The following is a 6,075-nucleotide window of genomic DNA, read 5'->3' as shown; positions in this document are numbered from 1 at the left end:
CGCGCCGCCGCCGCGCAATCCGGTCCGCCAGGCGCAGGGACGGCTGGCGCTCGCCCTGGCCGCCGAGCCCGACGCCGAGGCCGACGCGAACGGCTGGCGCGACTTCTAGCGACCTTTCCCGCCATCCGACGGACCGCCCGTCGCGGCGGGCGTCCCAGAGGACTTGCCTTGGACAATGTGATCCGCTTTCCGCCGCGGGGCCGGCCGGCCGCCAACCGCCTGGGCCTGGTGACCGCCGCGCTGTGCCTGCTCGGCGAGCCGGCGCGGGCCGACGAACTTTCCGTCCTTCTGCAGGCCGCGGGCTTGGCGCGGGTCGAGGACCTGACCCCCGCCGCGGTGACCGAGATCCTGAACCGCCATGGCCCGGCGGCGGCGGCCTTTCCCATGTTCCGGCGGGTCTCGGTCGGCGGGGCCGAGGCCTGGGCCTTCGCCCGCGACTACCGGACCCTGTTGCGCGAGGCCGGCATCGCCGCCCCCCTGAGGGAGACGGTGGGCGGCGACCTTGAGGCTCTGCCCGACCTGATCGCCGCCCGCGGCTTGCTTGCCCGCGCCGCCGGTCTAGACAGGACGGCGCACGCCCAAGGAGCCGCCGATGATCCCCGATGATGACGACGACGCCGACGGCGGCGGGTTCGATGTCGATGACTGGACCCGGCTGGTCGCCTTCACGGGCGCGGTGGCGACGCTGGACGACGTCCAGGCTCGGCGCGCGGTCTTCGCGCTCGGCGACACCGACGAGGCCCGGGTGCTGGAGATGGACCTGCCCCAGCCGCTGATCTGGTGGGAGGACGACGGCGAGCAGGCCGCCGTGGCCGTGCAGGCCGAGACCCATGTAGGGCCCGACGGCGAGGTCATGGAGGTGCTGGGCCTGATCCTGCCCGACGGCGACTCGGCCGTGGCCCTGCTGGAGGACTGCGACCTGGTCGACGACACCGACCCCACCTGGCGCGACCTCGTCGCCGGCGCGGTGGACGGGGCGGCGGAGGACTAGGTGCGGCGCCCACTCCCGCCTTGCCAGTCGCCCGCGTCGGACTAGGGTCCTGCCTCTGAGTAAAGGGGGACCCCATGCGTCATCTGTCCGGAGCGCGGCGCTCGCCGCCCTGATCCTCGCCGCGCCGGTCGCGGCCGCCCAGGCCCAGGCGCCGGCGCCGGCCGTCTCCGCGCCGCCCACCGCCGAGGACGCCCGCTTCATCGCCTTCCTGGACGGAGAGTTCGCCCAGGAGCTGACGATGCGGCCGCAGCTCGCCACCCGGCTGGGGCTGAAGGAGGGCGAGGACCAGCTGGACGACATCAGCGACGCGGGCCTGCTCAAGCGGCTGGAATGGCGGCGCGCCAGCGTGGCGGCGATGAAGGCCCAGTTCGACCGGGCCAAGCTGTCGCCGGACGCCCAGGCCAATTACGACATCTGGGCGCTGGAGCTCGACCGCGCCGAGGTGTCCTACAGGTTCCGTCGCTATCAGCCGCCGTTCTATTCCTTCCTCTATTCGGTGCATTCGGAGCTGCCGAACTTCCTGATCAACACCCATGTGGCGCGCGATCGCTCGGACATGGCGGCCTATGACGCGAGGCTCAGGGCCATACCGGCCGTGCTCGACACCGCCATCGCCCAGAGCAAGCTGTCGGCCGTGCAGGGGATCCGCGCGCCGCGCTTCGAGGTGGAGCGGGTGATCGCCGGCAGTCGCACGATCATCACCGGCGCCCCCTTCACCGACGGCCCGGACTCGCCGCTCTGGGCCGACGCCAAGGCCAAGGTCGCCAAGCTCACCGCCGCCGGCAAGGCCACCCCCGCCGAGGCCGAGGCCATGCTGGCCGACGCCAAGGCCGCCCTGCTCTCCATCGCGCCCGCCTATCAGCGGGTGATCGCCTGGGGGGAGGCGGAGTTGCCCACCGCCCCCAGCGGCAAGGTCGGCGCGATCTCCCTGCCGGGCGGCGCCGACTGGTACGCCGCCGCGCTCAAGCTCAACACCACCACCGACATGACGGCCGAGCAGGTGCACAAGACCGGTCTGGCCGAAGTGAAGCGGATCGAGGCGGCCCAGGATGCGCTGGCCCGCCAGGCCGGGTTCGCCGACCGCCAGGCCTTCTATGACGCGCGGGCCAAACTCTATCCGCCCAAGCCCTGGACCGATGATCTGCGGGCGGACTATCTGGCCCGCGCCAATGCGGCCATCGCCCATACCCGCACCCTGCTGCCGCAATGGTTCGGCCTCCTGCCCGCCTACAAGGTCGAGGTGGTGCGCGAGCCGGCCTTCAGCGAGGTGGCGGGCGGCGCGGCCCACGCGGCCGGCCCCAGCCCCGACGGAACGCGGCCGGGGCGGGTCTATGTCCACCTCTTGGGCCAGACCGACGATCCGGCCGACCTCTACAACCTGATGTGCCACGAGGGCATTCCCGGCCACGTGCTGCAGGGCGACATCCAGGTGCGCCAGACCGGCACGCCCAAGTTCCGCAAGGGCTATGGCTATGTCGCCTATGGCGAGGGCTGGGCGCTCTACACCGAGGCCCTGTGCAAGGAGATGGGGGTCTATCCCGACGTCGCCGCCGACTTCATGCGCCTGGACGCCGAACTGTTCCGCGCCGCCCGCCTGGTGGTCGACACCGGCATCCACGCGCAAGGTTGGACCGAGGACCAGGCCGTCGACTACATGATCAAGACCGGCCGTCGCCCGCCCGACCAGGCCCGCTCAGAGGTGCGCCGCTACATCACCCTGCCGGCCCAGGCCACGGGCTACAAGATCGGCATGCTGAAGATCATGGCCCTGCGGGCGGAGGCCGAGAAGGACCTCGGGCCGAAGTTCGACATCCGCGGCTTCCACGACCTGGTCGTGGGGGCGGGGTCGATGCCGTTGAGCGTGCTGGAGCGGCGGGTGCGGGATTGGGTGGCGGGGAGGAAGTAGGGGGGCTCACAGCTTCGGGGGCTATCCCATGCACATGACGTGGTTTGAGCGCCTGACCGGATTTCCGGAGCTTGCATATGTCGACACGAAACGCCGATTGAAGGTCGTCGACGGCAGGTTGTTTTCGGAGAACAGTCCGAATTCATATGGTGTGGGGCGGTTCGAACTCTTGAGCCTTGAGGCGCTGCGACGCCTGTCTGCAGGGGCCTCATTGCCCCGCGGCCAAATTTCGGTGCGGAACCTCAGCGGCGATGCGCGGACATTCCACCAAATCGCGGGATTTCAAGGAGCCCTTTTTCAAGTCGCGTCGCAGTTCAACATGCTCGAGATGATCTCGCCGCGCGTCACGCCGGAGGACGGCGTCTCAAACTACGAACACGACGAGACCCAAGGGCCAGCCTGCGCCATCGCTGCCGGCGCGGCTACGATCTATCGCAACTACTTCGTACCGATAGGTGACCAGTTCGGCCAAACTGCCGATCGTCAGCTGGACGGTCTAGCGGGCGTCGCCCAGGTCCTGGGGGAAGTCCTTGGAGTCGCACCTGAAGCCTTGTGGCGTATGCAAAACGGCTACGCTCTCTGTGAGGCAGGGGCGCTACGCCGGATCGGAGCCGCCCTCGCAGCACAATCGCGACTCGCAGACGAGATCCGCCAGCGGCTTTCAATCGGACTGCAGTGGGATGTGGAGGTCACCGACACGGCCCGCGCCGCTCCTCAGTTCGTCTCGCAGGCCTTCTGCTCGGCCCTGCCAGTGGCCTACACCTCAATCGATCAATCGGAGTGGGCGCCGTTCGCCCAAATCATTCTTGAGGCGGCCTATGAGGCTACCTTGAGTGCGGCCGCGCTCAATGCGGCCCGAGGCGCGTCCAACAAAGTTCTGCTCACGCGATTGGGCGGCGGAGCATTTGGCAACAATGCGAGCTGGATTGATGCCGCAATGTCGCGAGCACTTCGGCTTCACCGCAACCTCGATCTCGAGGTGTTCATCATCAATTTAGGCGTGCCGGCAGGCTCGATGCTGGAACTGGCCCACGCGTTCGCACCTCGTGGAACATAGCGATTGCAGGCACATCGCGCGGCTGCTGCGAAGGTGCGGCGATCAGGAACGGCGCCCCCTCCAGCCCACATCCCAACGATCAAACCCCTGCCCCGCCACTTCCTCAAGGACGGCGCTGGCGCGCCGCCGCGGGGCGGCCGCCTGCGGCGGTCCTTGACCAAGCGGCGGGGCGGGGCAGGGGGCTTGGCGTGGAGATTGAGTGGCGTGGTCGGAGCGGAACTCCCGGATCGCGACAGGATCTCACCCGGGCAGGTATGTCAGTTCAGCAATTTGGGGGGCGCTGGGAGACCGGCGGGAGTGGAAAAAGTCGTAACGTCCCGCCCACCGGCTGCGAACAGCAGAGGCAGATCAGCCCACTGCCCCTTGAAGTCCCTCAAGTGGGTCGTGACCTGCTGCATGATGGCAAGATCGTCGGAGGTCCAGGCGGACAGGTCATCGACAATCGCCTCGCGTGGCCACTCGGGGTGAGCCTGCGCCAAATCGAATAGCTTGAGGTGGACTGAGGCCATAGAGGCTGGCGCGGGACTAACGGTCTGAAATACGGCCAAGCGGTCAGCGGACAAGGACATGACTAGATCGAAGCGATGCCGCTTTGTGCTAGCGCCTAAGAGGTCTCGTTCGGTATCCAACTGCGCGCTTGGGAACAGGATCCTTAGTCGATCAATGGTGCGGCTCACTAGTTCGCGCTCTTGGCGCCGCGCTCGGGCGGCCAGTGCTTCGGCGACCAGCGCACGACTAGCGTCGGCGACGTAGGAAATCGCGGCGCCTATCTGGTCTGCCGCGACGGCTGTGAGTTGGAAGGCGCCATCTTGGAATGAGAGGCCGCGGGTCTCTGCAATCTCATGAGCCCGGCGTACGTCCCCGCGGGTGAAGTCGTGGAGACCCAGATGCAGCATTGCCTCACGGGCCGCCCCTGCGTCGGAGACTACAAAGGCCGCCCCAGCTTGGCGGACCAAGACGGTCGCCACACCCCCGCCCGGTAAGAGGGTCGTCGTTGAGACGCGGGTATCCTGGGTCGGAGACGAACCAGCTGCGTCCAATACATTTTTCAGGTCGAGCTCAATGACGCTCATAGCAGCAGCGGCTCCCAAGGCGGGGGCGGAATATCGCCGACTATATGGCAAATCCCCATGAAGATCGTTAGCGCTTCGGCGAAGGATGAAGGCTCTAGCGACAATGGCTCTCCGAACGACAGATTGTCTCCCACTGACCTGGGCCATGCCCGGTTCAGGCTCCAAGAATGAAGTCGGCTGACGCCAGGGGCGAGGGTGATCCCGCGAACCGACTTAGGCCCCATCCCTCCAAAGGGATTTTGATGGGCATGGTCCGGCTTGATGGACAGGCGGGTAATCGGTCGCCCATCGTAAACCAGTGAGCAGCCGCCACGTTGCGGATCTGTGTTCAGGGTAGCGTGGGCATATAGAGCCAGCCCTCCTACAATCCCTTCAGTCGCGAGAGGCGCTACAAACTTGACGACAGCCGGACCGCTGTCCCGCACCCAATTAGGCTCACGGATCAGAGCTTTTGGTGCAGCCAGCAGGTCGTCAATCCGTGCTGCGTCAATCATATAGCACGGCCCCCTCTCCGCGCTCGCCGCTATACAACCTAGACGCTATGCCCAACTGCGCAAGCAATTCTGGTTCCGGGATATCGCCAAGCTTCGCAATCCGGAGCGATGAGTGTTGCACGATAATGTTCATGAAATGTTCTTGCACCCCCGCGCGATTTGCGGCATGATCTCCGCACCTTCCGGGCCTGCGCGCTGAGCGCGGCGGCGGACGGGTTCCTGACAATCTGAGGCTGGCGAGGTCGGCATGGACTTGGCGTTTGGCGCGTCTGAGGGCGCGGAGCTGTGTGTGGGTGTGGGTGTGGGTGTGGTCTGGAGTCGGGTGCGGAGGCGGAGCCGGTCGCGCGCGCGGTGCCCGGCCTGGGGGGATTGGTGGTTCGGCCGCCGCAGGACCCTCCGCCGCCGGCGCGGTGGCCTCTGTCGGGGGTGGGGCCGCGGGGCGATATTCCCAGGTCCGAGATCGAGGTGCTGCAGGCGCCGCGGCTTGCCGCCGCCGGCGGCGGGCCGGGGTCGGCGGGGGCCCGTATGGTGCGCTGGTCTCCGGCCCTGGCCGC

5 protein-coding genes are annotated in these 6,075 nt (G+C 67.6%); all 5 read left to right on the top strand.

Annotated features, from left to right (window positions below; translation table 11 throughout):
- Positions 1–168 precede the first annotated feature (168 nt).
- A complete protein-coding gene (locus MQH10_RS25955; RefSeq protein WP_242566863.1) occupies positions 169–606 on the top strand; it encodes a hypothetical protein in 438 nt (145 codons plus the stop codon).
- Positions 593–991 carry a hypothetical protein gene (locus MQH10_RS25950; protein ID WP_242566862.1) on the top strand — a complete coding sequence of 133 codons (399 nt, stop codon included), beginning with the start codon at positions 593–595 and terminating at the stop codon, positions 989–991. Before MQH10_RS25955 ends, MQH10_RS25950 begins: the two co-directional genes overlap by 14 nt.
- A 238-nt stretch (positions 992–1,229) precedes the next feature.
- Positions 1,230–2,897 carry a DUF885 domain-containing protein gene (locus tag MQH10_RS25945; protein ID WP_242566861.1) on the top strand — a complete coding sequence of 556 codons (1,668 nt, stop codon included), beginning with the start codon at positions 1,230–1,232 and terminating at the stop codon, positions 2,895–2,897.
- 28 nt (positions 2,898–2,925) lie between these two features.
- Positions 2,926–3,954, top strand: a complete 1,029-nt coding sequence (locus tag MQH10_RS25940) for a hypothetical protein (protein WP_242566860.1) — start codon at positions 2,926–2,928, stop codon at positions 3,952–3,954.
- 1,939 nt (positions 3,955–5,893) lie between these two features.
- Positions 5,894–6,075: hypothetical protein (locus MQH10_RS25935; RefSeq protein WP_242566859.1), on the top strand; the 182-nt coding region annotated here is incomplete at its 3' end.

It is taken from the genome of Phenylobacterium aquaticum, assembly GCF_022695515.1.
GTDB lineage: Bacteria > Pseudomonadota > Alphaproteobacteria > Caulobacterales > Caulobacteraceae > Phenylobacterium > Phenylobacterium aquaticum.
This window is presented reverse-complemented; position numbering and strand designations above follow the sequence as displayed.

Coding starts and splice junctions, on each gene's coding strand:
- MQH10_RS25945 (WP_242566861.1), top strand. CDS start 1,230: ATGCGGCCGCAGCTCGCCACCCGGCTGGGGCTGAAGGAGGGCGAGGAC.
- MQH10_RS25940 (WP_242566860.1), top strand. CDS start 2,926: ATGCACATGACGTGGTTTGAGCGCCTGACCGGATTTCCGGAGCTTGCA.
- MQH10_RS25950 (WP_242566862.1), top strand. CDS start 593: ATGATCCCCGATGATGACGACGACGCCGACGGCGGCGGGTTCGATGTC.